Origin of the sequence: Proteiniclasticum sp. (assembly GCF_003514505.1) — a bacterium.
Taxonomy (GTDB): Bacteria; Bacillota; Clostridia; order Clostridiales; family Clostridiaceae; genus Proteiniclasticum.
This window is the reverse complement of record NZ_DOPX01000033.1, coordinates 1-25,768: the sequence shown is the minus strand read 5'-3', so window position 1 is coordinate 25,768 and position 25,768 is coordinate 1. Positions and strand designations below refer to the sequence as shown.

General features: G+C 43.1%; 23 protein-coding genes and 2 other annotated features. Of the genes, 15 read left to right on the top strand and 8 right to left on the bottom strand.

Translation table 11 applies throughout. The features are described from left to right. Positions 1 to 81 precede the first annotated feature (81 nt). From DEF30_RS11525 to DEF30_RS11500, 6 genes are all read left to right on the top strand, one after another. Positions 82 to 813, top strand: a complete 732-nt coding sequence (locus DEF30_RS11525) for a class I SAM-dependent methyltransferase (RefSeq protein ID WP_294099494.1) — start codon at positions 82 to 84, stop codon at positions 811 to 813. A 17-nt stretch (positions 814 to 830) separates the two neighbouring features. Then, positions 831 to 2,078, top strand: a complete 1,248-nt coding sequence (locus DEF30_RS11520; RefSeq protein ID WP_294099491.1) for a pitrilysin family protein — start codon at positions 831 to 833, stop codon at positions 2,076 to 2,078. Then, the gene (gene recX / locus DEF30_RS11515) at positions 2,053 to 2,697 is read left to right on the top strand and encodes a recombination regulator RecX (protein WP_294099488.1); all 645 of its coding nucleotides are present in this window, start codon (positions 2,053 to 2,055) and stop codon (positions 2,695 to 2,697) included. The genes DEF30_RS11520 and recX overlap by 26 nt, the downstream gene beginning before the upstream one ends. A gap of 180 nt (positions 2,698 to 2,877) precedes the next feature. After that, positions 2,878 to 7,161: a 2-hydroxyacyl-CoA dehydratase gene (locus DEF30_RS11510; protein WP_294099485.1), complete on the top strand. Its 4,284-nt coding sequence runs from the start codon at positions 2,878 to 2,880 to the stop codon at positions 7,159 to 7,161. A 12-nt stretch (positions 7,162 to 7,173) separates the two neighbouring features. Further along, positions 7,174 to 7,389 (top strand) — a binding site (T-box leader). Between the two features lie 103 nt (positions 7,390 to 7,492). Beyond that, complete coding sequence (locus DEF30_RS11505; protein ID WP_294099483.1) at positions 7,493 to 10,129, top strand: valine--tRNA ligase; 2,637 nt, start codon at positions 7,493 to 7,495, stop codon at positions 10,127 to 10,129. Between the two features lie 171 nt (positions 10,130 to 10,300). Further along, entirely contained in the window at positions 10,301 to 11,533 is a 1,233-nt protein-coding gene (locus DEF30_RS11500) for a folylpolyglutamate synthase/dihydrofolate synthase family protein (protein WP_294099481.1), read from the top strand. A gap of 56 nt (positions 11,534 to 11,589) precedes the next feature. On the opposite strand, the gene DEF30_RS11495 is transcribed toward DEF30_RS11500, so the two are convergent. Further along, positions 11,590 to 12,114 (bottom strand): DUF4364 family protein, encoded by a 525-nt coding sequence (locus DEF30_RS11495; RefSeq protein WP_294099479.1) that lies wholly within the window; start codon positions 12,112 to 12,114, stop codon positions 11,590 to 11,592. 205 nt (positions 12,115 to 12,319) lie between these two features. On the opposite strand from DEF30_RS11495, the gene DEF30_RS11490 reads away from it, so the two are divergent. From DEF30_RS11490 to DEF30_RS11470, 5 genes are all read left to right on the top strand, one after another. Further along, the gene (locus DEF30_RS11490; RefSeq protein ID WP_294099477.1) at positions 12,320 to 13,000 is read left to right on the top strand and encodes a single-stranded DNA-binding protein; all 681 of its coding nucleotides are present in this window, start codon (positions 12,320 to 12,322) and stop codon (positions 12,998 to 13,000) included. A 66-nt stretch (positions 13,001 to 13,066) separates the two neighbouring features. Further along, positions 13,067 to 13,234 carry a hypothetical protein gene (locus tag DEF30_RS11485; RefSeq protein WP_294099476.1) on the top strand — a complete coding sequence of 56 codons (168 nt, stop codon included), beginning with the start codon at positions 13,067 to 13,069 and terminating at the stop codon, positions 13,232 to 13,234. A gap of 130 nt (positions 13,235 to 13,364) precedes the next feature. Continuing rightward, positions 13,365 to 14,096 (top strand): class I SAM-dependent methyltransferase, encoded by a 732-nt coding sequence (locus DEF30_RS11480; protein WP_294099474.1) that lies wholly within the window; start codon positions 13,365 to 13,367, stop codon positions 14,094 to 14,096. Between the two features lies 1 nt (position 14,097). Beyond that, positions 14,098 to 14,982, top strand: a complete 885-nt coding sequence (hslO, locus tag DEF30_RS11475; protein WP_294099472.1) for an Hsp33 family molecular chaperone HslO — start codon at positions 14,098 to 14,100, stop codon at positions 14,980 to 14,982. A 157-nt stretch (positions 14,983 to 15,139) separates the two neighbouring features. After that, positions 15,140 to 15,415 (top strand): HU family DNA-binding protein, encoded by a 276-nt coding sequence (locus tag DEF30_RS11470; protein WP_031576063.1) that lies wholly within the window; start codon positions 15,140 to 15,142, stop codon positions 15,413 to 15,415. Positions 15,416 to 15,469: 54 nt separating this feature from the next. Here DEF30_RS11470 and DEF30_RS11465 read toward each other — a convergent pair whose 3' ends face one another. The 4 genes from DEF30_RS11465 to DEF30_RS11450 form a co-directional block, all read right to left on the bottom strand. Further along, positions 15,470 to 17,209, bottom strand: a complete 1,740-nt coding sequence (locus DEF30_RS11465) for an NADH-dependent [FeFe] hydrogenase, group A6 (RefSeq protein WP_294099719.1) — start codon at positions 17,207 to 17,209, stop codon at positions 15,470 to 15,472. 5 nt (positions 17,210 to 17,214) lie between these two features. Next, entirely contained in the window at positions 17,215 to 19,092 is a 1,878-nt protein-coding gene (locus DEF30_RS11460) for an NADH-quinone oxidoreductase subunit NuoF (RefSeq protein ID WP_294099470.1), read from the bottom strand. Between the two features lies 1 nt (position 19,093). Next, positions 19,094 to 19,570, bottom strand: coding sequence for an NAD(P)H-dependent oxidoreductase subunit E (locus tag DEF30_RS11455; RefSeq protein WP_074909387.1), 477 nt, complete (start codon positions 19,568 to 19,570; stop codon positions 19,094 to 19,096). A 306-nt stretch (positions 19,571 to 19,876) separates the two neighbouring features. Further along, a complete protein-coding gene (locus DEF30_RS11450) occupies positions 19,877 to 20,212 on the bottom strand; it encodes a hypothetical protein (RefSeq protein WP_294099463.1) in 336 nt (111 codons plus the stop codon). Between the two features lie 202 nt (positions 20,213 to 20,414). After that, positions 20,415 to 20,634: a binding site (T-box leader), on the top strand. 41 nt (positions 20,635 to 20,675) lie between these two features. Here DEF30_RS11450 and thrS point away from each other — a divergent pair. The 3 genes from thrS to DEF30_RS11435 all read left to right on the top strand — a co-directional run bounded on the left by thrS (position 20,676) and on the right by DEF30_RS11435 (position 23,836). Beyond that, positions 20,676 to 22,685 (top strand): threonine--tRNA ligase, encoded by a 2,010-nt coding sequence (gene thrS, locus DEF30_RS11445; RefSeq protein ID WP_294099459.1) that lies wholly within the window; start codon positions 20,676 to 20,678, stop codon positions 22,683 to 22,685. 4 nt (positions 22,686 to 22,689) lie between these two features. Then, positions 22,690 to 23,079 (top strand): HNH endonuclease signature motif containing protein, encoded by a 390-nt coding sequence (locus DEF30_RS11440; RefSeq protein ID WP_294099456.1) that lies wholly within the window; start codon positions 22,690 to 22,692, stop codon positions 23,077 to 23,079. Between the two features lie 130 nt (positions 23,080 to 23,209). Beyond that, on the top strand, positions 23,210 to 23,836 hold the full coding sequence (locus DEF30_RS11435) for a glycerol-3-phosphate acyltransferase (RefSeq protein ID WP_294099453.1): 627 nt from the start codon (positions 23,210 to 23,212) through the stop codon (positions 23,834 to 23,836). A gap of 60 nt (positions 23,837 to 23,896) precedes the next feature. Here the strand turns inward: DEF30_RS11435 and ndk are convergent, their stop codons facing one another. Beyond that, positions 23,897 to 24,292 (bottom strand): nucleoside-diphosphate kinase, encoded by a 396-nt coding sequence (gene ndk / locus DEF30_RS11430; protein WP_294099451.1) that lies wholly within the window; start codon positions 24,290 to 24,292, stop codon positions 23,897 to 23,899. Between the two features lie 66 nt (positions 24,293 to 24,358). On the opposite strand from ndk, the gene DEF30_RS11425 reads away from it, so the two are divergent. After that, entirely contained in the window at positions 24,359 to 24,886 is a 528-nt protein-coding gene (locus DEF30_RS11425) for a DNA-deoxyinosine glycosylase (protein ID WP_294099718.1), read from the top strand. A gap of 37 nt (positions 24,887 to 24,923) precedes the next feature. Here DEF30_RS11425 and DEF30_RS11420 read toward each other — a convergent pair whose 3' ends face one another. Together DEF30_RS11420 and DEF30_RS11415 are read right to left on the bottom strand one after the other, a co-directional pair. Continuing rightward, the gene (locus DEF30_RS11420) at positions 24,924 to 25,361 is read right to left on the bottom strand and encodes a DUF2680 domain-containing protein (RefSeq protein ID WP_294099448.1); all 438 of its coding nucleotides are present in this window, start codon (positions 25,359 to 25,361) and stop codon (positions 24,924 to 24,926) included. Positions 25,362 to 25,458: 97 nt separating this feature from the next. Then, positions 25,459 to 25,768 (bottom strand): hypothetical protein (locus DEF30_RS11415; RefSeq protein WP_294099445.1); only part of this gene is annotated, 310 nt, incomplete at its 5' end.

The window sequence follows — 25,768 nt, the reverse complement described above, 5'->3', positions numbered from 1 at the left end:
GAACTCTTGTTGTATACTGTATTATAGTATTGTATTGTGTCATACAGGTGACAGAGATGCGTAGTTGAAGGAGCGATACCGATGAAATTTTATGAGATTCTTGAAAAACACTATGACTTTATATTCCCGTTTCAGAAATCCACCTATGACTTCATCCGTGATGGGCTCAATCCCCAGGATAAAGTACTGGATGTCGCCTGCGGTACAGGCACTTATACCATTGCTCTCCGAAAAGAAGGCATCCTGTCCTGTGGTCTTGATCTGGAGGAGTCCATGATTCGGATCGCAGAAAAGAAGGCAGAAGAACAGGGAATTCAAGGAGATTTCATCGTTTCAAACATGCTGGATATGGACCTTGTGCATGAAGGCGGTTTAAGACGGATATTCATCATCGGAAATTCACTGGTGCACTTGAACTCCATGGACCAGATAAAAAATTTTATCACTACTGCGTACAGCCTTCTCCATGATGAAGGAGATCTGATGATCCAGATCATCAATTATGACCGGATTCTGAAAGAGAATATTGACCATCTTCCCACCATCCATGTGCCCGATATCGGCCTGACTTTTAAACGGAACTACAAGTATGATGCTGAGGCACATCTTATTGATTTTTCATCACAACTGAGTGTTCATGGTGAAACGGAAGAAGCTTCAGTTCAATTGTTTCCCCTGAAAAAAGAGGAGCTCGTCCATTTACTGATGGAAGTGGGCTTTGAGGAAATTCATCTTTATGGCAGTTTCAAGAAAGAGCCCTATACAGAATCCTCCACACCTCTTATTGTTGTCGCAAAGAAAAAACTATCATAATTGGAGATTAAAGAGATATGATCGATTACAGACAATGTACACTTGAAAATGGACTTACTGTACTGACAGTGGTGAAACCAGGGAGTCTTTTTTCACTCAACTTAGGCATCCGTATCGGTGCACTCCACGAACCCCTCCCTCAGAAAGGAATCTGCCATTTCATCGAGCATATGCTTTTTAAAGGAACGGACACTCTGGACAACCAAACTCTCAATCATAGGATTGAGCATTTGGGCGGCGACTTCAATGCCTATACAGATTATATTTCCACTGTTTTTACAGTCTCAGCCATGACCAGCGAGCTGAAGGATGCCTTGATGCTGCTCTCAGATATGGTCCAGCATCCTGCCTTCCATAAAAGCGAAATGGAAAAAGAAAGAACCGTAATCATCTCGGAGCTGAAAGCCTCCCTGGATGATGCGGAAGACAGCACACATAAACTTCTGTATGAGAAAGCCTACAATAAAAGCCCGCTGAAATATGATGTCATTGGAACCAAAGAGAGCATTTCCTCTTTAAGAGCGGAAGACCTTTCCTCTTTTCATCAGAAGCACTATATTCCCAATGACTCCATCGTAGTCCTTGTATCAGATCTGCCTCATACTGAGGCTGTTTCTATGATAGAAGATCACTTCGGCAGATGGAAAAGAGGTCCGCTGCCAAAGAAAAACGTGGCCTTTGAAAAGAACACACCGGGTATTCATACTTCCTTTAAAGATATGGAACAGTCCGCCCTGGGCTTTCTCTATACCTTTGAAATCAAAGAAGAAGAGAAACTTCCCCTTAGGGTGCTGAATTATAAGCTTGGCGTCAGTGGGAACTCCATTCTTTTTAGAGAGCTTAGAGAGAATCGTGGACTTGCCTATGATGTCTATTCGGACCTGGAGCTGACAGAACCTTTGCAGAATCTCATGATTTACACTCAGGTTCCTGACGAGCGTATCGAAGAAGCTGAGGAACTGATTCTTCACATTCTCGAGGAGATCAAACGGGGCGCGTACTTTAAAGAAGAGGATCTTCTGCTGATGAAGAAGGTACTCACCACCAGCATCTTCAGCACACTTCACCATCACAGTGACCTGTCCTCCTTTATGCTGGATGCTGTGCTTAGCAAAGAAGATCCGCTTTCCTTCCAGAAGGATCTGGAAAAGCTGAAAGATGTGACACTGAAGGACATCATGACCATTGCAAAGAAAATTTTTACATCACCAACCATTTACAGGTTAAGAGGGGAGGAGCATGAAGACAATAACGAAGATTTCTGAAAACAAGAAAAACAGCAGCCGGGTCAGCATCTATGCGGATGAGGAGTTTCTGCTCTCTTGTGATAAAGAACTGATTTTCAAAAGAGGTCTAGTGAAGGGCATGAAGATTGACACGGATCTTCTTTTAGAGATTGCCAAAGAAGATACCTTTATCCGCGCAAGAGAAACAGCCCTTAGAAGCTTGGAACGGACCATGAAAACGGAAGAAGAGATTCAGAAGAAACTCCTGGAGAAAGAGTTTGATGATGACACCATCGCACGTGTGATTTCTCTTTTGAAAGAATACAATCTTCTAAATGATGCACGTTATGCAGAGCTTTATCTGAAAGAAAAGCTTCGGTCCAGAGGCCAGAAAAAAGCAAAGTTTGAACTGCTTCATAAAGGCGTGGACAAAGAAGTGCTCAATGAGGCTCTAGAATCTCTGAAAGACAGCAGTCTTGAAGAAGAGACCTGTTTCAAACTGGCAAAAAAGAAATATGATCAGCTGTGCAAAAGAGAACAGGACCCTTTTAAACTGAAATCAAAACTCTATACTTTCCTCGCGGGAAAAGGGTATGAATACGAGCTCATCAGCAGCACCTTGAGAAAAATTCTTGCTGATTCTGATGAGGAATACTAATGGGAGCAAAGCATCTTGCAAGAGGTGGTTTGCTCCACTTTTTTTTACCTGAAATCTCTTTTTAGAGTCAATCAGGATTGAGAAATAAATATTAACTTTTCCACTCTTTCTTTATTTTTTGTCAGTGCTATAATTATTTCTATATTCAAACTACAACAAAGACGGAGCAGGTGAGTCTTCATGCTGGATAAATTATATTTAGGGCTGGATGTTGGATCCACAACAGTAAAAGCTGTTGTTACAGATAAGAATCATCGGATGATCTATCATTCGTATGAACGTCATTTTTCAGATATCAGAAGTACCGTGGTGAATGTTATGCAAAAAATCCACGGTGCCTTTGGAGACAGAGAAGTCCATGTGGCTGTGACAGGCTCCGGCGGTCTGTCTGTTTCATCCTGGCTGAAAATTGACTTCATCCAAGAAGTGATTGCATCAACAAAGGCTGTAGAAGCCATGATTCCCGATACAGATGTTGCCATCGAACTGGGGGGAGAGGATGCGAAAATCACCTATTTCAAAGGCGCTGTAGAACAGAGAATGAACGGTACCTGTGCAGGTGGTACCGGTGCTTTCATCGATCAGATGTCCTCTCTTCTCAAAACAAATGCCCAAGGACTGAACAAACTGGCAGAAAATGCCACCTATATTTATCCCATCGCCGCACGATGCGGTGTATTCGCAAAAACAGATCTTCAGCCGCTGCTCAATGAAGGAGCAAGAAAGGAAGACCTAGCCGCTTCCATCTTCCAGGCAGTGGTGAATCAGACCATCTCTGGTCTTGCCTGCGGAAGAAAAATCGAAGGAAAGATTGCTTTTCTTGGAGGGCCACTGCATTTTCTTCCAGAGCTGCGAAAACGCTTCATAGAGACTCTTCAGTTGAAGGCGGAGGATATCCTGGAGCCTGAAAATGCAGAGCTCTATGTTGCATTAGGGGCTGCTTTAAGCTCAGAAGGAAACTATCCTCATGAGCTGAATCTCCTGATGGAAAGAGCAGGGAAACTGAAAGATGTGTTCCAGAAAGAAGTCCACAGACTTCCCGCCCTGTTTCAGAACGAGGAGGACTACCAAGCATTCCAGGAAAGGCATCACAGCGCACAGGCCGTCAGAAAGCCCCTTGCCTCTCATAAAGGAGCTGCTTTTCTAGGCATCGATTCCGGCTCCACCACAAGCAAGGTGGTGCTCACAGATGAGGACCTCAATATCCTGTACTCCTATTATGGAAGCAATCAGGGTGACCCTCTGCAAGAGATTCTGAAAGTTCTGAGGGAGCTTTATCATCTTCTTCCTGACGATGTTTATATCGCCCATTCAACAGTAACTGGTTACGGCGAAGGACTCCTGAAGGCTGGACTGGGGATTGACACTGGCGAGATTGAGACCATAGCCCACTACGAGGCAGCAAACCACTTTCTTCCGGGAGTGGATTTCATCTTGGACATTGGTGGACAGGATATGAAGTGCCTCCGGATCAAAGATGGTGCCATCGATTCGATTCTATTGAACGAAGCTTGTTCTTCAGGATGCGGATCCTTTATTGAAAGTTTTGCAGAATCCCTGGGAAGCACTGTGAAGAATTTCGCGAAAGCTGCAGTATCTTCCAGTGAACCCGTGGATCTTGGTTCCAGATGTACTGTTTTTATGAACTCCAGAGTAAAACAAGCCCAAAAAGAAGGTGCAAGTCTTTCTGATATCAGTGCTGGACTTTCTTATTCTGTCATCAAAAATGCGCTCTTTAAAGTCATTAAAGCCAGAGACCCCAAATCCATGGGAGAGAAAATCATTGTCCAAGGTGGTACCTTCTATAATGACAGCGTTCTTCGTGCTTTTGAGCTTATTTCTGAAAGGGAAGCCATACGTCCGGATATTGCAGGACTCATGGGTGCCTTTGGCGCAGCAAAAATATCAAGGGATCGTTATACCGGGAAAGAGACCACACTGCTTTCTCTAAAAGAACTCGACTCCCTTCATCCCAAAACTGAAATGAGAAGGTGTAAACTTTGCAATAACCACTGTCCTCTGACCATCACCTTCTTTAAAGAAGGACAAGAGGAGTATATTACTGGAAACCGTTGTGAACGACCACTGGCATCCAAAAACACACGTGAAAAACTCCCAAATCTTTATGACTACAAATACCAGAGAACCTTCCGCTATAAACCTTCCACAAAAGTGGAGGAGAGCAGAGGTACTGTTGGAATCCCAAGGGTGCTGAATCTTTTTGAGAACTATCCGTTCTGGGCTGCTTTTTTTGACAGTCTGAAGTTCCGGGTGGTGCTTTCACCCGCTTCCTCCAAGACTCTATATGAAAAAGGGATGAGCAGCATACCATCAGAATCTGTGTGCTATCCCGGTAAGCTTACCCATGGACATATCGCTTCACTGGCGGAGAAGAATGTGGATTTTATATTCTATCCCTGTATCCCCTACGAAGAGAAAGAAGACACAGGTGCCAGCAACCATTATAACTGTCCTGTGGTCACCTCTTACCCAGAAGTGATCAAAAATAATATGGATGTTCTTCACTTGAACAACGTGAAATTTCTTCATCCATTCCTAAACCTTCAGGATCAGAAGCACCTCACGAAAAAACTACACGATGTCCTTTCAAAGCACTACTCCATCACTTTTTCTGAAGTAAAGGAAGCTGTACGAAAAGGGTATATTGAGGTGGAATCCTATAAGAAGGATATGAGACAGAAAGGTGAAGAAGTGGTCCGTTATCTGGATGAAACTGGTCATAAGGGTATTGTTCTTGCAGGAAGACCTTACCACGTGGATCCAGAAGTGCATCATGGCATTCCGAATCTGATCATAGAGCAGGGGATGGCTGTACTGACAGAAGACTCTGTAGCGCATCTGTCTCAGGTAGAACGGCCCCTTCGTGTGGTGGATCAGTGGACCTACCATAACAGGCTCTACCGTGCGGCTGCCTATGTAAGCAAAAAAGAGAATCTGGAGCTCGTTCAGCTCACAAGCTTTGGCTGTGGTCTTGATGCAGTAACCAGTGATCAGGTGGAAGAAATACTCAGAAGCAAAAACAAACTGTTCACTCTCCTGAAGATTGATGAGGGCAACAATCTTGGTGCTGCAAGGATCCGAATAAGGTCGCTCAAGGCAACCATGGAAGAACGGATCCGCAACGGAATCCATTCAACTGATGCGCCTCTGACCTATGACCGGCCTCTCTTCACTAAAGAAATGAAAGAAAAACATACCATCCTGTGCCCACAGATGTCACCCATACATTTCCGTTTCGTGGAAGCTGTTCTCAAGAATCAGGGCTTCCATGTGGTGGTGCTTCCGGATACGGACTTTGCAGCAGTAGATGAAGGACTGAAATATGTTAATAACGATGCCTGTTATCCCTCTATTCTAGTGGTGGGGCAGATGATCAAAGCACTGAAAAGCGGGGAATATGATGTAAACAACACATCCTGTCTTATTACACAGACTGGAGGCGGCTGCCGGGCTACAAATTATGTGGCATTTCTCAGAAAAGCACTGAAAGATGCCGGATTTTCACAAATCCCAGTGATTCCACTGTCCGTCCAGCAGTTTGAGAAGCATCCTGGAATGAAGCTGGATCTGAAAACACTGAGCGGCGCTCTTCAGGCGCTGCTATATGGCGATCTTCTCATGAGAGTGCTTTATCGGGTTCGCCCATATGAAGTCATCAAAGGTTCTGCCAATGCACTCTACGAGACCATGAGCCAAGAAGTGGAAGAAGCTCTCAAGAATCCAACCGTCTCGTCCTTCAAAAAACAAGTCCGCAGAATCGTAGATCTTTTTGATACCTTAGAGCTGAAAGAGACTGTGAAGCCCAAAGTGGGTCTTGTGGGAGAAATCCTAGTGAAATTCCATCCTACAGCCAATAATTCTGTTGTTCAGGTCATTGAAGAGAATGGGTGTGAAGCGGTAATGCCGGACCTGACAGATTTTCTTCTCTACTGTGCCTATAATAATGTGGCAAAGCATGAGGAGCTTCATCTCAGTCTTGGGAAGGCCATGGCAAGCAAAGCTGTCATCGGACTGATTGAGAGTATCCGAAGACCGATGAAAGAAGCACTTATGGCATCCAAGAGGTTCCATGCACCCAGCAGAATTGAACATCTTGCTACAATCACAAAAGATATCGTACAGATTGGAAATCAGACGGGTGAAGGATGGTTTCTGACGGGTGAAATGCTGGAGCTTATTGAAGAAGGGGTAGAGAACATCATCTGCATGCAGCCCTTTGCGTGTCTTCCAAATCATATCACCGGAAAAGGGGTCATCAAAAAACTCCGTGAAGAAAATGAGAACGTGAATATCACCGCCATCGATTATGACCCAGGCGCCAGCGAGGTCAATCAGCTGAACCGAATCAAGCTTATGCTCTCCATCGCATTCAAGAACCTGGAAAAGAATCAGGACATCGATGCCAAGGAAAACCGCTTGACAATCCTCAAGAGGCAGATATAATGAGAATATATGTGAAATGCGCTGAAAAAGAGGAGTATCCATGAGGATGTGCCAGAGAGGAAAACCCCGAGGCTGAAAGGTTTTCTCATTTGAACCGTGGAGAAGGTAGCTTTTGAGCTTCTGGACTGAACTTTTATCTGTAAGTCCAGACGGTTGTTCCCAACCGTTATGTTATGAGAGCCCATGGAAGTGGGAATAAAGGTGGTACCGCGAGTCTTCGTCCTTTTACAGGATGAAGACTCTTTTTTTTTACACATTTTTCAGTATGTATATAGCTATGTCTGTACATTTTCTGTCCATGTGGGACGGAGCAATTCACTAGGAGGAACTTATGGAAAAGAAAAATCTCAACACAACGTACAACCCAAAGGATTTCGAGAAAAGACTCTATGAACACTGGCTGGAGAAAGACTACTTCACAGCCAAGGTGGATCCGGACAAAAAACCATACACCATCGTGATGCCACCACCAAATATCACCGGTAAACTGCACATGGGTCATGCACTGGATCTCACACTTCAGGATATGCTCATCAGATTCAAAAGAATGCAGGGTTTTGAGACATTATGGCTTCCCGGAGAAGATCATGCATCCATCGCCACAGAGGTACGAGTGGAAAATGAGCTTCTGAAGGAAGGTATCGTAAAAAAAGAAATCGGCCGAGAAGCTTTTCTCGAGAAAGTGTATGAATGGTCCGAAGAATACCGCGGAAAAATCAGAGATCAGATCAAGAAACTGGGCTCTTCCTGTGATTTCACAAGAGAGGCTTTCACCATGGACGATAATCTTTCCAGAGCTGTCCGAGAGGTTTTTGTAAAACTATACAATGATGGACTGATCTACCGTGGTGACAGAATCACCAACTGGTGTCCAAAGTGCCAGACAGCTCTCTCAGACGCAGAGATTGAATATGTGGAGACACAAGGCAACTTCTGGCATTTCAGATATCCTCTGACAGATGGAACCGGATATCTGGTCATCGCTACCACAAGACCTGAAACCATGCTTGGTGATACGGCTGTTGCGGTTCACCCTGAAGATGAAAGGTTCCAACACCTGGTTGGAAAAACGCTGACACTGCCCCTCATGAACCGAATCATTCCCATTGTGGCTGATGATTACGTGGACAAAGAGTTTGGTACAGGCTGTGTAAAGATTACCCCAGCCCATGATCCAAATGACTTCCATGTGGGTGCAAGGCATCATCTGGAAGCCATCAAAGTTCTGGATGATCGTGGTGTTGTCAACGAACTGGGTGGAAAGTACCATGGGATGGACAGATATGAAGCAAGAAAAGCCATTGTCAAGGATATGGAAGAGCTTGGTCTATTGGATAAAATCCAGCCCCATGTCCATAACGTCAACACCCATGACAGATGTGGCACTGTCATAGAACCCATCATGTCCAAACAGTGGTATGTTGAAATGAAGCCACTGGCAGGACCTGCCATTGAAGCGGTAAAATCCAGGAAAACAAACTTTGTCCCAGAGCGTTTTGAAAAAACATATTTCCACTGGCTGGAAAATATTCAAGACTGGTGTATATCCAGACAGCTCTGGTGGGGCCACAGAATACCCGTATGGTACTGTGATGACTGTCATGAGATCAACGTGTCCAATGATGCTCCTTCCTCCTGCAAAAAGTGTGGAAGCACAAATCTGAGAGAAGAGGAAGATGTGCTAGATACCTGGTTCAGTTCTGCTTTATGGCCTTTTTCCACTCTGGGATGGCCCAATGAGACAGAAGATCTCAAATATTTCTACCCAACATCCACTTTGGTCACCGGCTATGATATCATTCCATTCTGGGTCATGAGAATGATGTTTTCCGGTCTTTACAACATGAAGGAAATCCCATTTGATACGGTGTTTATTCATGGTATCGTGAGAGATTCCCAGGGCAGAAAGATGAGTAAATCCTTAGGCAACGGTGTGGATCCGCTTCTCACCATCGATGAGTATGGCGCAGATGCCTTGAGATTCATGCTGATTACAGGAAATGCTCCAGGAAGTGATATCCGATTCTATCCAGAAAGGGTAGAAGCAGCAAGAAACTTTGCCAACAAGCTCTGGAATGCTTCCAGATTTGTACTTATGAATCTGGATGATACCTTGCTTGAAACCTACAAAGACAGCGAGAACTACAGCTTAGCCGACCGCTGGATCCTATCCAAGATGAACCATCTGATCGAAGAAGTCACGGAGAACTTCGAGAAATTTGAGCTAGGCATTGCTCTGGCAAAAGTCTATGACTTCATCTGGAATGAGCTCTGTGATTGGTATATAGAACTGGTGAAACCTGTTTTCTATAATGGAACCGACGAGGAGAAGGGCGTCAGCTACCGCGTGATTCGGGAAGTTCTCATCAAGTCCCTGAAGCTTCTTCACCCAACCATGCCATTTATCACTGAGGAGATTTATTCCTTCCTGAATGATGAAGAAACCATCATGAAAGCACCATGGCCAGAAGCAGAGAAAGCCTTCATGGATCCTGCCATTGAAGACACCATGGGTGGCATCATTGAAGCCATCAAGAGCATCCGAAATCTCCGTGCTGAAATGAATGTGCCAAACAAGAGAAAGACCATGCTGAACATTCTGCCAAACAGCGGAAAGGAAGATGCATTCAAAAATTCCAGAGACTACCTTATAAAGCTTGCTTATGCAGAAGACATCACTCTGCTTGAGACAGCACCTGCAGAAGAGGGCAGTGTCACTCTGGTCACATCCACGGCAAAGATCTATATTCCGCTTCTAGATCTTGTGGACAGAGAAAAAGAGCTGGAACGTCTCGAAAAAGAAAAACAGAAGCTGCAGTCAGAAATCGAACGTGTCAGCAAAAAACTGAACAATGAAAAATTCCTGGCCAACGCAAAAGAAGATGTGGTTCAGGAAGAAAGAGCCAAAGGGGAGAAGTATCAGTTAATGCTGGATGCTGTCCTTGAAAGAATTGGCGCCCTACGCTAAGTACAGAGAGGGAAGATGGAAACATCTTCCTTTTTCTTGATTCTACGGCAGAGTTCATTATAATGGAGATAGAAAACTGGAAGGAAATTGGTGAATGCCTTGAATTATCAGGAAACATTACAGAATCTGCATAGTATTCCTAGAAGAAAAAAAGAAAATGATTTAAAGAGAATGGAAAGGCTTATGGAGCTTCTTGGTGATCCTCAGAACTCTCTCCGATGTGTTCATGTTGCGGGCACAAACGGAAAAGGATCCATCTCCAAAATGATTGCCCATAGTCTCGCCACCAGCGGGTATACCGTTGGGCTGTTCACCTCACCTTATATCATTGAGTTCAGAGAAAGAATTGCTGTGAACGGAAACTTCATCAAAGAAGAAGAGGTGATAAACTACTACAGCATTGTCAAAAAGAGAATCGAAACGCTTCTTCAGGAAGGCTTCGGTCATCCTTCAGAATTTGAAGTGGTCACTGCCATGGCCTTCCTGTACTTCAAGGAAAAAAATGTGGATGTCTGTGTCATGGAGGTTGGGATCGGGGGACGTTATGATGCGACCAATGTGCTGTTACCCATTTTATCGGTGATCACGTCCATTTCCATAGATCATGTGAGTCAGCTTGGAAGTACGCTTCGTGAAATCGCCTTCCATAAAGCTGGTATCATAAAATCAGCTCCAGTGATTTCTTCTACACAAAAGCAGGAAGCACGAGAGGTTCTCTGCAGTGAAGCGACTAAAAAACAAACAGGCATCACCTTTGTGGAACCGACCATGTATGAATTTCTTGAACTGGAAGGGTTCAGACAGAAACTCCGTTTTAAGATGGATGACATTCCACTTTTTACTGCAAGACTGAATCTTCTTGGCACCTATCAGCTGGAGAACGCCGCCACTTCAGTGCTGGCGCTGCTGACACTTCAAAAGTTGGGCTACCGGAACCTCACTGTGGAATCCATAAAAAAAGCACTAGAAACAGTCACTTGGATCGGTCGTATGGAAATTGTAGCAGAGGAGCCTTTGACTCTGATGGATGGGGCTCATAATGAGGATGGGGCAATACGGCTCATAGAAAGCATCCAGACCTATTTTCCGAATAAAAAAATACTTCTATTGCTGGGTATGCTGAAAGATAAGGATGTATCTGCTGTCACAAAGCTCCTTACCGAGGCTGCATCAAAATGTTATCTTCACACACCAGATGATTTCCGGGCACTTCCAGAGGACGAACTGGCGTCCTACCTGCCATCTGAAAAACCATACCTTCTTTGTCATACAGTGGCAAAAGCTTACAGTAAAGCTGTAGAGGATTTTACAGAAGGAGATCTCATACTCTCCACAGGGTCCCTCTATACCATTGGAGCTATGAGGACTGCTGCAGAACAGATTCAAAAAGAAACCGTCAAATAATCTCAATAGTAGAAAAGTCCGAAGGAAAACAGCCATACTGCTTCCTTCGGACTTTTCTACTGTCCTTTTTTACTGAGCTCCTTATAAAGAAGTTCATAAATCTTAGTGGACTCTTTCTTCCAGGTCTGAACGGATTTTTCCGCAGTTTCCTTCGTTGGCACATTCATACTGATCCGTATCAGTTCATCTTTGTTTTCAAAGGCACTCAGTATCACCTGGAATGTACCGTGAGGACCCTCACTGATTTCATGAGTAATGGTGGTCTCTCTGATTAGATGGTTGATGTTTTCTGTGAGATAGGTATCAATGACCTTTTTCTTCCGGTCCGGTATTCTATCCTGAAACATGCCAAGAACACTCTTTCCCTGATCTGAAATCACCACAGCTTCCTTCTCATGAACAACATCCAGAAGCACCAGTCCAGTCTTTATGAGTTCCTCAATGTACTGTTGCAGTTCAAAATAATTGATGTACATACATTCCAGAATAATATTGGAAAACTGAGTTTTCGTAAGAATCAGCTTGGACTGATTCAATGTATACAAAATTAATAGTTTATTCTCTGCTAAAGCGTTGTCCATAATCTCCTCCTTAACACTATTTCCATGATACTCAAAAAACACGGTCATGACAACTGAAAAAGCAGTAGAAGACTCTGTGAAATAATTCCATATTTTTATGATATATTTCGGAGATGACTTGTAATCGAATACAAGTTTGTTATAATTAAATGTAGAACTTTTACAAAAGTGACATGTATATGGAACAAATGGGGGGAATCGCAACTTGGAAGCAACAAATGATAACATTGTCATCCTGGAAGGTCTTTTTGTACAACCACCTGAATTCAGCCATGAACTCTTTGGGGAAGAGTTCTATACCGGATTATTCTCTGTAAACCGGTTGAGTGATTCAAAGGATATTTTAAACATAACCATATCCAAAAAGCTGCTGCCTGAGAACGAAAGCCTCTTGGAACGATACACTAAAATCACTGGGCAGCTGAGAAGCTACAATAAAGTGGTAGGATCAAAAAACAAGCTGCTCCTTACCGTTTTTGCAAGGGATATTGAGTTTCCAGAAGAGCATGCAGAAGAGCCTAATCTTATTGAGCTTACAGGATATATCTGCAAGGATCCCATTTATAGAATGACACCATTCGGCAGAGAAATTACAGATTTATTGTTGGCTGTGAACAGACAGTTCAATAAAACCGACTACATCCCTGTAATTGCCTGGGGTCGTAACGCGAAGTTCACTAAGAATATGCAGGTAGGGGATATGCTGAGAATCACTGGAAGGCTCCAGTCCCGAGGATATACGAAAACCTATCCTGATGGACGGACAGAAGATAAAGTCGCCTATGAGGTTTCATCATCTTCGATACAGAAAGCAAGTTCTGTAAACGATTTATTCGGAAATGATGAAGATTCTGAAGAGAATGATAAAAATCTGAATATATCATAATTTTCATATTGACATCCTTTCTAATGAGCCTATAATTACATATTATAGATGAATAGAGGGATATTTATGGATAAGAGCTTACTTCTAATCCAAGGCGTAGTGATACTCCTGATGCTTTTCGCAGCTGTACTTTTCATTCTGGATCAGGCTTATCTGCAAGGCATCCTGTACATCGCCATTGGTTTTGTATTTCTTGTTTATTCTCTGACTGGGAGAAAGAAGAAATCTCAATAGCACAACCGGTAAAGACTGCTGAACAGCAGTCTTTTTTTGCACCTGTTTCAGCCCTAGGATAATATGGTGATTTATGATAAAATACTAGAATCATAACTGCATATAGTAATTTGGAAGGAACTGTGATGAAATGGAAAGTTATCGTGATTTTTCGAGAATTTATGATATGCTGATTCAGGAGGATATCTGCTATGAGGATATCGCATCTTTTATCTTAGAATACACAGAAAATAAAAACCGATACCTGGACCTTGGGTGCGGAACTGGCACTTTATCAATGCTCATCGCCAGGCATTTTCAGGAGACTTATCTTGTGGACCTGTCACCGGATATGCTTACGGAAGCAGTATCTAAATTCACTGAAGCTGGATTGCACCATAAAGCCTATGCCTTGTCCATGGAGGAGATTGATTTCCGGAAAGAATTTGATCTTGTGACCTCTTCCATCGATGCGCTTAATTATCTTCTGGAGGAAGACCAGGTACAAGAGGTGTTCAACAAGGTTTTTGACCATCTTACACCAGATGGTGTATTTATCTTTGATGTCCAGTCTCCGTACAAAATAAAAGAGATCCTTGGAAATCACGACTTTGTGTATACCACGGAGGATCTGGTCTATACCTGGGAGAATTTCCTGGATGATGACACGGTGGAGATGTCTTTGAACTTCTTCATTCAAAATGGAGATCTTTATGAGCGTATTGAGGAGTTTCACATGGAACGTGCCTATGAGTCAGATCTTTTGGTTTCAATGCTGAACTCTGCTGGGTTCAAAAGTATCGAACTATATGACAATTATTCAAAAAATAAACCAATGCAAACCACAGAACGATGGACGATTATTGCAAGAAAGAGGGAATAAAATGGACAAACTGATACACGCAATGGCTAAAGAAGGCAGTGTTAGAATCATTGCTGCTGAAACAACTGCACTCGTGAACGAGGCAGTAAAAAACCACAACACGATGCCTACAGCAACGGCTGCTTATGGAAGAATGCTTACAGCTGGTGCTATGATGGGTTCCATGCTGAAAGGAGAACAAGACTCTGTCACCGTTCAGATAAACGGTGGGGGCATCTCTGGCGGCATTCTTGTCACCGGACGCTCCGAAGGGCGGGTGAAAGGTTATATCGTGAATCCGGATGCGGATATGGTACACAATGATCTTGGAAAGCTCAATGTTTCCGGAATCATCGGTCTGGATGGCAAACTCACGGTGATTACAGATTTAGGAATGAAAGAGCCCTATGTGAGTTCTGTACCGATCTATACTGGTGAAATCGCAGAAGATCTAGCCTATTACTATACGGTTTCTGAACAGACTCCATCTGCTGTAGCTTTGGGGGTTCTGGTCGATGTAGATGGCAGTGTGATGAAATCCGGAGGTTTTATCATACAGATGATGCCTGGCGCCGACGAAATGCTGGCAGATCTCATCACATACCGCCTGGAAGAAATCCCAAACTTAACCACACTGCTTCGTGATGGGAATTCCATTCTAGAGGTACTTCAGTTTATTTTCGAAGACATGGACCTTCAGGTTCTTACAGAAGGCACACCTGTCCTTTATTGTGACTGTTCTAGAGAGCGAGTTGAAAAAGCCTTCATCTCCATCGGAGAAGAAGAACTGACTAAGCTTTATGACGAAAACAAAGAAGAAGAACTGGTCTGCCATTTCTGTAACACAAAGTATGATTTCACTCATGAAGATATTGGAAATCTACTCAAAGAAATCAGAAAGGACTAACACCGAGTCCATGTTCCTGAATATTGATACAGTATTTTGAAACCCTTTAACTCAAAAAAGAGTACGGTTCAGGAACAAAATCTCGTGAAGCACTTGATTTCTAAGGTGAATTCTGTTTTAATAATCTTTGTGTTCAGAAATAAGGAGGACTATGTAAATGAATAAAGCACAACTCGTAACCAAAATTGCAGAAAAAACAAACTTCACAAAAAAGGATTCTGAAAAGGTTCTGAAAGCTACCATCGAGAGCATTGTAGAAGCTCTAACAGAAGGTGATAAAGTACAGCTTTCCGGATTCGGTACCTTTGAAGTTAAGAATAGAAAAGCTAGGGTAGGAAGAAATCCTAAGACCAACGAAGAAATTCAGATTCCAGAGTTCAAGCAGCCAGCATTCAGAGCAGGCAAAGACCTCAAGGATATCATCAACAAGTAAAAAGTAATTCAAAGTAAAAGAGCAGCGGTTGCTGCTCTTTTTGCTTGGGTTATTTTACTTTTCTCTTTCAAAGTACTTGGTGTGAAGGAGCTTGTGCGCCATCTCTCCACCAGGTTCTCCGAGGAATTCTTTATAAAGATCCTGAATGTATGGATTTTCATGGGACATTCTGATGCTCTGACTCTGGTCGATGGCATAGATTCCTTTTGCTCTCTCTTTGAGAATCTCCAGGTCTCCATGATGGTAGGGCTGTCCACCACCGCCTATACAGCCTCCAGGACAAGCCATAATCTCAATGGCATGGTAGTTGCTCTTTCCTTTTCTGATGTTCTCCAGAAGCGTTCTGGCGTTTCCAAGGCCATTGGCAATGGCGATGTTCAGTTTGAGGTCTCCGATTTCAACGGTTGCCTCACGGAGTCCTTCCATTCCACGCACTTCATTGTAGTCAATCTTATCAATTGCGCCTCCTGTGAGCTGAACTGCTGCGGTTCTTAGCGCCGCTTCAATAACGCCACCTGTGGTGCCGAAGATCTGCGCTGCACCTGAAGATTCTCCTAGTGGATTGTCATATTCGGAGTCTTCCAGCATGAGGAAATTCATTCCAGCTTCTTTGATCATTCTTCCAAGCTCTCTGGTGGTGATAACGACATCCACGTCCTTTACTCCGTCATACTCAAGTTCTGGTCTTTCTGCCTCATATTTCTTCGCTACACAAGGCATGACTGAAACCACCACAACATCTTTGGGATCGATGTTCATCTTCTTCGCGAAGTAATGTTTTGTGATGGCCCCAAACATCTCGTGAGGGGACTTGCAGCTGGATGGAATATCCAGCAGATCTGGGAACTGATGTTCAAAGAACTTGACCCAGGCAGGGCAGCAGCTGGTAAGGATTGGCAGCTTTTTATTGTTCTGGATCCTATTGATCATCTCATGGGCTTCTTCCATAATGGTCAAATCCGCAGCGAAATTCGTATCAAAAACATAACTGAATCCAAGATTCTTGAGGGCTGTGACCATCTTTCCAGTCACTACAGCTCCGGGCTCGAGACCGAACAGCTCTCCAATGGCTACACGCACAGCAGGAGCCACTTGCACAACCACTGTTTTTGACTTGTCCGCCAGTGCATTCCATACTTTGGACACATTGTCAATTTCAACAAGTGCGCCAGTAGGGCATACAGCTACACACTGACCACAGAATGTACAGACCGTTTCTCCAAGCGGTGCGTGGAAAGCAGGACCGACAACAGTATCAAACCCACGGTCAAGACCGGAAAGCGCATGTACCGTCTGCACTTCATTACACATGGTTTCACATCTTCTGCAAAGGATACATTTGGAAGAGTCACGATAAATGGCTTTAGAAGACATATCCACAGGGAACAGAGACATCTCGCCTTCGAAATGAACCTGCTTTATGCCCAAATCTGCTGAAATCTTCTGCAGCTCACATTCCTGATTCTTCAAGCACACCAGACAATCCTTTGGATGATCGGATATGAGAAGCTCCACCATGGTTCTTCTGGCTTTAATGGAACGGATGGTATCTGTCTTGATCTTCATGCCTTCATATACTGGCGTGGAACAAGCTGGAGCAAGATTTCTTCTTCCTTCCACTTCCACAACACAAGCTCTGCAGGATGCCACTTTGTTCACCATCTTGATGTTGTGAAGGTCCAAATGGCAAAGGGTAGGGATTTTGATATTCAGAGTTTCTGCTGCCTGCAAAATGGTGAAATTTGCAGGAACCTGAATCTCCTTATTATTAATGGTGATATTGACCATAACGATTCCTCCTAAACAATTTGAACTGCCTTAATAGGCTTCACTGGACAAGCGGTGTAACAAGCACCACATTTGATGCATTTTTCCTGATCGATAACATGTTTCTCTCTGACTTTTCCTGAAATTGCATCTACTGGACATGCTCTAGCGCATTTTGTACAGCCGATACATGCATCTGAAATCACATAGCGCATCAGGTCTCTACATACTCCTGAAGGACATCGTTTCTCTATAATATGAGCACGGTATTCATCCTCAAAAAACTTAATCGTGCTTAAGATTGGATTTGGCGCGGTCTGTCCAAGTCCACACAATGAGGTGTCCTTAATGGTTTCCGAGAGGTTCTTAAGCTTCTCAAGATCCGCTTCTTCACCTTTTCCTTGAGTGATTCTTTCGAGGATTTCAAGAAGTCTCTTGTTACCAACTCTACATGCAGTACATTTACCGCAAGATTCTTCTACTGTAAAGTCCAGATAGAATTTAGCGATATCCACCATGCAGTTCTCTTCATCCATGACAATCATTCCACCTGAACCCATCATGGATCCGATGCGGTTCAAAGACTCATAGTCAATCGGAGTATCCAGATCTTTCTCTGTGATACAACCACCTGAAGGTCCTCCTGTCTGGACCGCCTTGAAAGCATGTCCACCTTTAATGCCACCACCGATTTCATAGATGATTTCTCTCAAGGTGATGCCCATAGGAACTTCCACAAGACCTACATTGTTGATCTTTCCTGCTAAAGCAAATACTTTGGTTCCTTTTGAGAACTCTGTTCCGATGGAAGCATACCACTCTGCACCTTTCTGGAAAATCACAGGAACATTCGCAAGAGTCTCTACATTGTTTACACAGGTAGGCTTTCCGAAAAGACCTGACTCAGAAGGGTAGGGAGGCTTTGATACAGGTTCTCCACGGTGACCTTCTATACTCTGTATGAGAGCAGTTTCTTCACCACATACAAAAGCACCTGCGCCATACTTGATCTCAAGATCAAAATCAAATCCGGTATTCAGTATGTTTTTGCCGAGAAGATTATATTCTTTCGCCTGTGCTATGGCAATCTTGAGTCTCTTAATGGCCAGGGGATATTCTGCTCTGATATAAACAATACCCTTGTTCGCCCCTATAGCAAACCCGCCAATGGCCATGGCTTCGATGATACTGTGCGGATCTCCTTCCAGAATGGAACGGTCCATAAAAGCTCCTGGATCTCCTTCATCAGCATTACAAACCATATACTTTTCTGAACCCGGGCTTCTTAAGGTCATACCCCATTTGGATCCTGTAGGGTATCCGCCGCCTCCACGTCCACGCAGTCCTGAATCTTTAAGATGGTTCACCACATCGATGGGCTGCTTGTTTGAAAGAATGTCTGCCAAAGCAACATATCCATCATTGGCGATATACTCCTCAATTCTTTCAGGATCGATGAGACCGCAGTTTCTTAAAGCAATTCGATTCTGCTTGCCGTAGAAGTCCATATGATGCTGAGTATCGATTTTCTTCTTGGTCTTTGGATCCACATAGAGAAGACGCTCTACAATCTCACCTTCCATAAGATGGTTGGAGATGATCTCATCCACATCGGACACCTTAACTTCAGTATAAAAAACATCATCAGGATATACTTTAACAATGGGACCTTTTTCACAGAAACCGAAGCAGCCGGTTATATGGCAAGTCGCTTTATCCGACATGTTGCGCTTTTTCAGCTCGTCATTGAACTCCTGTACGATTTCTTTACTCATGGCGCTGTGGCAGCCAGTTCCTGCACATACAAGGATTTCTCTTTTTCCAGTGACCGCTTCCACATTCTTTCTCAGGAAGAGAAGGCCTTGGCTTTGCTCTCTTACTTTCTGTAGATCTTCAATACTTCTTAGCATATTACACCTCACACTCACTGATGATCTTAGCTACATCAGCGCTTTCAACTCTTCCGTAGACTTTATCATTGACCATGACAACTGGAGCCAATCCACAAGCTCCTACACAGCGTAAGGAATCAATGGTATAGAGACCGTCAATGGAGGTTTCTCCTGATTTCAATCTCAACTGGGATTCCAGTTCTCTCAGAATCTTATCTGCACCACGTACAAAGCAGGCGGTACCCATACAGACATTGATGACATTTTTGCCTCTAGGTTCCGTTGTAAAATAGGAATAGAAGCTCACCACGCCATAGATCTTGGCTCTTGGGACCCCAAGCTTATCACTGATATGGGCTACCAGCTCTTCCGAAATGTATCCGAAGAGGTTTTGGGCCTTATGAAGCACTTCGATGAGGTCAGATTCTTTTGCATGAATTTCATCAATAAAAGTGTCCAGCTCCTGGATTTTTGGATTTTCAAGTAAACTACACATTAATTCTCCCCCTTGTTAAATAATTGCCAAACAATATTAATTATAGCCCGAGAGTATCATCAAATCAATGGAAAGCGCTTCAATTCAGTACAATTTACATTATTGTCAAATTATTGTCATTTTAATTCAGAAAAAAGCATTTGTTGTCAGTGGAAGCTATGAGAAATGGGGCAAACACGATTTTTATTTCCTACTAAAACACTAAGAAATCCAGCATTTTCAACGGTTTTCATAAACAAAAACAGGCGGGAACTCTCCGAGAAGTACCATCATCCACTCCAGAAGTCCTACCTGTTCTGTCTGCTATTATTCGAAAAAAGATTCACAATCGCTGTTCATGATAAAGATGGATACATCATCTACTTTGGTGCCAGAAAAAATATTGATTTCATCTTTCAGAATCTCTGCCAAAGCTTTTTTCTCCTCCAGCACTAGTGGAGGACAGGAAACCACATCAATGTGAATGAAATCTCCTAAATTAGGCTCCATATCAGATCGGAACTCCGATTCATAAAAAATGACACGAACGTCCTGATCGGGCAAGGAAAAGCGTCCTGCCACACGAAAGACGATGCTTTTAATGAGCCGGTTTTTTCTTTCATGGCCACTGCACCGCGGAAAATGAAGTGAAATAGTAAGCATCTGAAAACCTCCTTATACTCCTTCATTATACTTTGAAAAGTGTCCTAAAAAAAGACTGTAAACGTTTATTTTTTCTTGGTTCCAAAGAAGATTACGGTGCTGAAGTTTTCCAAAAAAGAAAGACACCTAAATCCTTGCATTAGATGACTTCTTCCGTTGACGATGCTTTTTTTATCCGCTATAATAAAGGAAATTCAATACCATCAACATGATGAACAGGACGAGTACTTATTAGAACTCTCAAAGAGAAGGAAACCTAGGCTGGAAGTTTCCAGTGAGTTCTACTAACGAAGACCCCCTGGGAGTGGAGCACGAGGATACTTTTTATATAAGTGCTTCCGTTTGCCGCGTTAAGGCGTAGAGTGATAATAAAGTATATCTTTATTTTAATTAGGGTGGAACCGCGACGACTCGTCCCTTTCTTTGGGACGGGTCTATTTTTATTTATACAGGAGGAATGGAAATGATCAACATTACATTAAAAGACGGAAATGTCATAGAGCTTGAAAAAGGCTCCACAGTAAAAGATGCCGCATTTGCAATCTCATCTGGCCTCGGCAGAGCTGCCATGGCAGGAAGGGTCAACGGGGAGCGTGTAGACCTTCGGTTCCCGCTGGAAGAAGACTGTACTCTTGAAATCAGAACTTTTGATGATGAAGACGGACAGCATGCGTTCCGGCATACCTCTTCTCATATACTTGCGCTAGCAGTGAAGAGACTATATCCAGAAGTGAAACTGGCCATTGGACCAGCCATCGCAGACGGATACTACTATGACTTCGATAAAGAAGGCAGTTTCTCTGCGGAGGATCTGCTGAAGATCGAAGAAGAAATGAAGAAAATCGTAAAAGAAGATCTGAAACTGGAAAGATATACTCTTTCTAGAGAAGAAGCCATCGCGCTCATGAAGGAGATCGATGAGCCTTATAAAGTGGAGCTCATTGAAGATCTTCCTGAAGATGAAGTATTGTCCTTCTACAAGATGGGAGAGTTCGTGGATCTGTGCGCTGGACCTCATATCACATCCACAAAGCTGGTGAAAGCATTTAAGCTGACCCAGGTGGCAGGAGCTTATTGGAGAGGTTCTGAAAAGAACAAAATGCTGACAAGAATCTACGGCACCTCATTCCCTAAGAAAGCAGACCTGGATGAATACCTTTTGAGAGTAGAAGAAGCAAAGAAAAGAGACCACAACAAGATTGGAAGAGAGCTCGGTATCTTCACTTCTTCTGAGCTCATTGGTCAGGGCCTTCCTCTATTCAAGAAAAACGGAACCAAGATTCTCCAGGTCATGAAGAGATTCATCGAGGATCTGGAAGAAAGCAGAGGCTATGAATTTACTCAAACACCCCTGATGTCTAAGTCTGATCTGTTTAAAATTTCCGGACACTGGGATCATTACAAGGATGGCATGTTCATCATGTGTCAGGACCCTCATGGTCATGGAGACCTGTTCGGTGATGACGTTGAAGGGGAAGTCATGGCTTTAAGACCTATGACCTGTCCTTTCCAATTTGCCATTTATAATTCTGATCAGCACAGCTATAGAGACCTTCCCGTAAGAATGGGAGAAACCTCGACACTGTTCAGAAATGAATCCTCAGGTGAGATGCACGGTTTAACAAGAGTCCGCCAGTTCACCATTTCAGAAGGTCATCTCATCGTAAGACCGGATCAGCTGGAAGAAGAGTTCAAAGGGGTTCTTGATCTTACCAATTATGTCATGGAAGTCCTGGGTATTAAAGATGACATTACCTATAGATTCTCCAAATGGGATCCAAAGGATACACACAAATACATCAATAACCCTGAAGCTTGGGAAGCGACACAAAATACCATGAGAGAGATTCTCGACCATGCGGGCGTGAACTATGTGGAAGCAGAAGGGGAAGCGGCCTTCTATGGTCCAAAGCTGGACCTGCAGATGAAAAATGTACATGGTAAGGAAGATACCATCATCACAGTACAGATCGACTTTGCTCTTCCTGGCAGATTCAACATGACTTATGTGGATAAAGACGGGCAGAAGAAACACCCCATCGTCATTCACAGAACCTCCATCGGATGTTATGAAAGAACTTTGGCCATCCTCATTGAAAAGTATGCGGGCGCAATGCCACTTTGGCTTGCTCCAGTCCAGGTAAGACTTCTCCCCATCTCAGAAAAATATCATGATTATGTGGAAGAAGTGCTGGCGCTCATGAAGAAAAAGGGAATACGCGCAGAAATGGATGAAAGAAATGAAAAGATCGGCTACAAAATTCGAGAGGCTAGAAATGAAAAGATTCCATATTTTGTAGTCATTGGAGAACAGGAACAGCAAGACGGTACATTATCTGTAACCAGCAGAGAAAAGGGTGATGAAGGCAAGGTTTCCATGGAAGATTTCATCAACCGAATTGTCATGGAAGATGAAAACAAGTTCAACTATCATTTTGCTAAAAAAGCTGATGAAACAAAGGGTGAGAACTAAAGTTTTGAATCCTTGCTATGTTTGTGGAAAAAAAGGAGACAGGCATCACATCATTCATAAAGAAGAGGGTGGGCTTGACTATCCGCTGAACAGGATCTATCTGTGTGATGAGCATCACCGGGGACCTCACGGTCCCCATAAAGATCCTCAGGTGGATGCTTCCTATAAAAAAATGCTCTATGAGAAACTGCATCTTCTTTTTGAAAAACCATATTATCAGGAAGAGGAGATTAAATCCACCATCCATCTCTCTGCAAGCCTTCTCAGAACGGTCACAAAAACTTTGAAACGATATAAGGAAGGATACCGGAATCTGGACCTTATAGATTTTCTCATGAGCGGTCATCAGATTTCTGATGAGGATCTTGAACCCGAACTGTTTTTGGACGAGTAAGTTTTAAGACCACTGCAGAAAACAGTCCATAAAACTTTAGACTGCTCTAGTGCATTAGATTACTAGACTGTTAAAACACCATCACCTCAACACAGAATATATGAATCGGACATAGTTCCTTAGGAGACACATGAAAGAATTTATTATTTCCGCTGTCATCGGATATTTGCTTGGCAACATCCAAGCTGCCTATATACTTGGAAAACTGATCAAGAAAGTGGATATCAGGACCATGGGCCAGGGAAACGCAGGGGCATCCAACGCCGTAGAATCTCTTGGCTGGAAGTTCGGGGCACTTGTTGCTTTCATTGATGTGCTAAAAGGTGCAGCATCCATTTTTCTAGTCAAGCTGCTCTTTGATGTGGAGCTGAACTCAGAAGGCGCCTTTATCCTTTATTTAGCTGGCTATACAGCGATTTTAGGACATATCTATCCATTTTATATGAATTTTAAGGGAGGGAAGGGTACAGCAACCCTCATAGGCATCCTGCTTGGTTTGAATCCTATATATGGTCTCATCGGTATCCTTCTTATTGCATCCACCACTTTGCTAACAGACTATATTGTGCTAGGAACAGCAGCACTGACCACTTATGTGGTAGTGCTGACTTATCTGAAAGATTTTGGGCCAGGTCCGCTGGTTCTGTCAATCCTAGGAGCATTCCTTAGTATGTCTCTTCACCTTAAAAATTACAGAAGAATAAAACTGGGTACCGAAACAAGGCTGTCACAAGTACTTCGCAGAAATAAGAAATAGCTAAAGATCAAAAGACCGCTTCAAGTTCTAAAACTTAAAGCGGTCTTTTCTCATGGTCTTCTAAAACCAGATATTGATTTCTTTTTCTGCACTTTCCTTAGAGTCTGAAGCATGAACTGTATTCTCACGATAGCTGACACCGTAGAGCTTTCTGACCGTACCAGTTTCTGCATCTGCAGGATTGGTTTTTCCGTTCAGTTCTCTCACTTTTTGGATGGCATTCTCACCTTCAAGCACCATGGCTACCAAAGGACTTCTTGTGATGTAGGTAATAAGAGGCTCAAAGTAGTCTCTTCCCTCATGTTCCTTATAATGCTCCGTCGCAGTCTCCACATCCGCATGAACCATACGAAGTTTAGTGACTTTCAGGCTGTTTGCCTCATAAAGTGCTATAATGTTGCCGATGAGGTTTCTTTCCACCGCATCAGGTTTGATCAGTACCAAGGTGTTTTCCATAATAATCTCCTATCAAACGTTATTTTAAACCATTATATCAAGGTTTCAATACCTTGTGAAGAGTAAATAAACACGGAAACGAGGGTTCAAATCACGGAAAATCAAATACATCCACTTTCACCAATCTATAATGAATATTCTAAGACTCTCATTCTTGGCAGTTTTCCTTCGGTGAAGTCTAGAGCATCCATGTTTTATTACGCGCATCCTCAGAATCGATTCTGGAGGATCTTGCCAAGAATTTTTAACTATCATAAGACGCTGGAGACGAACGAGGAGAAAACTCAGTTTTTACTGGAACGGAGAATCGCACTTTGGGATGTTCTTCATTCCTGCACGATAGAAGGTTCCTCAGACAGCAGCATCAAAGATGCTGTCCCCAATGACCTGACCTTCCTTCTCGAAAACTTGGACATCCGGCGCATTCTATGTAATGGCACAACCGCTTACAAACTATATAATAGATTTCAAAAGACTTTGATAGGGGATGCGATTGAAGTGCTTCAGTTACCAAGCACCAGTCCAGCCAATGCAAGATTTTCAGAAGAGATGCTAGAAAAGATCTGGAAAGAAGCTCTGATACATCATAAATAAAAGGAGATGCATCAGCATCTCCTTTTATTTATATGAACTATCTGTTTCTACCAAATCCTCCGAAACCACCATTCATCATACCACGTCCCATGCCTCTTCCGAATCCGAGACCATAGTTCTGACCAGCGACTCCACCACCGCATGGACCAGTACCATTTTCAATATTCTCAAGAATCTGATCTGCGCGTTCTCTGGATAGCGAACCTTCCTTCACACGTTCTTCAATGACATCTTTTTTCTGCTCCAGAACTTCGTTTCTGAATTCCTCCAATTTTCCCTCATCTTCCGCGATTTCATAGAGCATTTTTCCTTCTTCGAAATGTTCTTCTTCAATCTCTTCAATGGACTTTCCTGTGATACCAGCCAGGGCCTCCCAGGGATTGTCGTACTTTGCTGCTGCAAATACTGTGAGGGATGTGATTCCCATAGCCACCGCCAATGTGCTGCCTGCAATAATCTTACTGATTTTGTTCATTTTTATTTCCTCCTTTGGTTGTTCTTTGATTACATCATATGATCCATTTGTGTCAAAAATTTGTTTTTTCTCAAGTAATCCTGTGTTTTTTCAGCCTCTACATCTGACAGTGGTGGACATTGGGATTGTTTTCAATCGGACAATTGTAGATTCCATTTTTTTGTCCATTTCCCGGTACATCTTGCCCCATCATAAGCGCTTTGTGATACTCATGCCTTCTGCTTTTCATGAAATTTTCCATAGCAGGAACCGACTTCTCAGAAACCTCCATTGTCATTTCACTCACTTCAGAAGCACGAACTTCCACAGGAGCGAGAAGAGCGGTCCCCGCAGATACAGCCATAGTCAGCATAAGTGCATTTGTCAAGATCATCAATTGTATTTTTTTCATTATTATAATCATTCCT